This window comes from Streptomyces sp. NPDC052107 (assembly GCF_040680215.1).
Taxonomy (GTDB): Bacteria; Actinomycetota; Actinomycetes; order Streptomycetales; family Streptomycetaceae; genus Streptomyces.
The window spans coordinates 1-1,524 of record NZ_JBFAWG010000276.1 but is presented as its reverse complement, the minus strand read 5'-3'; the positions used below and the strand labels follow the sequence as shown (position 1 = coordinate 1,524).

Here is a 1,524-nt window from a genome sequence, read left to right as displayed (position 1 = left end):
GAGCAATTGTCAAGACCTGTGGATGGGAGCCGCGCCGACCCATCGGTGGTAGGCGTCCACGTCGACGTTGCTGCCGCACACGATGGTGACGATGTGTCGGCCGGCGAAGCGGTCACGGTCTTCGAGGATCGCCGCGATGCCGAGCGCGGCCGAAGGTTCGACGACGAGGCCGGCGTGGTCAAGGAGCATCCGCATACCGGCGATGATCGACGCCTCCTGGACCAGGACGGCGTCGTCAGCGACCAGGAGGAGGTCGTCCAGGACAGCCGGGATGGGACGCCGGCCGGCGACGCCGTCAGCGATGGTGTCGGTCGAGTCGGTGGTGACGACACGTCGTTGGCGCCATGAGTGCGTCAGCGCCGGTGCGCCCAGCGGTTGGACGCAGATCACCTCGACTTCGGGTGCCAATGCCTTCACCACATGACCCACGCCGGTGGCCAGCGCCCCACCGCCGAGAGCAATCAGGACGGTGTCGAACGACAGTGCAGTGTCAACCAGTTCCAGGCCGATGGTCGCCGCGCCCTCGCAGGTCTCGATGTCCAGGCTGTCTTCGACCAGCCGGATGCCGTCGTACCGTGCGATGGCCGCCGCCCGCTCGCGAGCCATCTCGTGGTCGCCGTCCACCAGCTCCAACCCGGCGTCCAATGCGCGGATGCGATCAAGCTTGGCCCGAGTCGCATAGCGGGATGCCACAACTGTGACGTCGAGCCCCCGGCCGCGACCGGACCAGGCGAGGGCTTGGCCAAGGTTGCCCGCGCTCGCGCACACCACGGCTCGCGACGCATTGTCGGCCAGCAGGCTCGCGACTACCTCGGTGCCGCGGGCCTTGAAGCTGCGGACCGGGTTTGCCGTTTCGAGTTTGATGCTCACCGTGCACCCGAGGCCGGGCTCCAGCGCCTCGCAGCGGTACAGCGGAGTGTCGAGAAAGACCGGGTCGATCACCCGGCGAGCCGACCGGATCCGAGCAGTATCGAGACGCGTCTCCTGCACGACACAGCAGCGTAGCGCCACCGGCGCTGGTTCGGCCGGTTGAGGTGTGTCACGCTGCGGCAGGTTCCTCGGGGCGTTCGACGAGGTGACCGTTTTTGAAGCGGGCGCCGTTGCGGACGAGGGCGACGAGGTGGGGTGCGGTGATCGCGCGCCAGCGAGCCTGGGCGGACTCAACGAGCTTGAACACCATCGCCAGGGCCGCGGCCGGGCTGCCGGCGCCGCGGGTGACCTTGGTCCTCAGCTTCACGGTGCTGAAAGTGGACTCGATGGGATTTGTCGTGCGCAGGTGCACCCAGTGTTCGGCGGGGAAGTCGTAGAACGCGAGGAGCTCGTCGGCCTCGTCGGTGACCTTCTTGGTCGCTTTCGGCCACTTCGCTCCGTAGGCGCGCTCGAAGTCCTTGATCGCCTTCTCGGCGTGGTCGCGGTCCTCGGCGTTGTAGATCTCCTGCAGGGCCTTCTTCGCGCCGGGCTGAGCCGACTTCGGTAGCGCGTTCATGACATTGCGGATCTTGTGAACCCAGCACCTCTGGTGCC

Annotated in this window: 2 protein-coding genes; both read right to left on the bottom strand. The window is 67.4% G+C overall.

The window, feature by feature from the left end; translation table 11 throughout:
• Nucleotides 1–9: 9 nt before the first annotated feature.
• A complete protein-coding gene (locus AB0M27_RS47775; protein WP_365732457.1) occupies nt 10–990 on the bottom strand; it encodes a pyridoxal-phosphate dependent enzyme in 981 nt (326 codons plus the stop codon).
• A gap of 49 nt (nt 991–1,039) precedes the next feature.
• Nucleotides 1,040–1,524, bottom strand: a 485-nt coding sequence (locus AB0M27_RS47770; RefSeq protein ID WP_365732456.1) for a transposase, incomplete at its 5' end; no start/stop codon positions are given.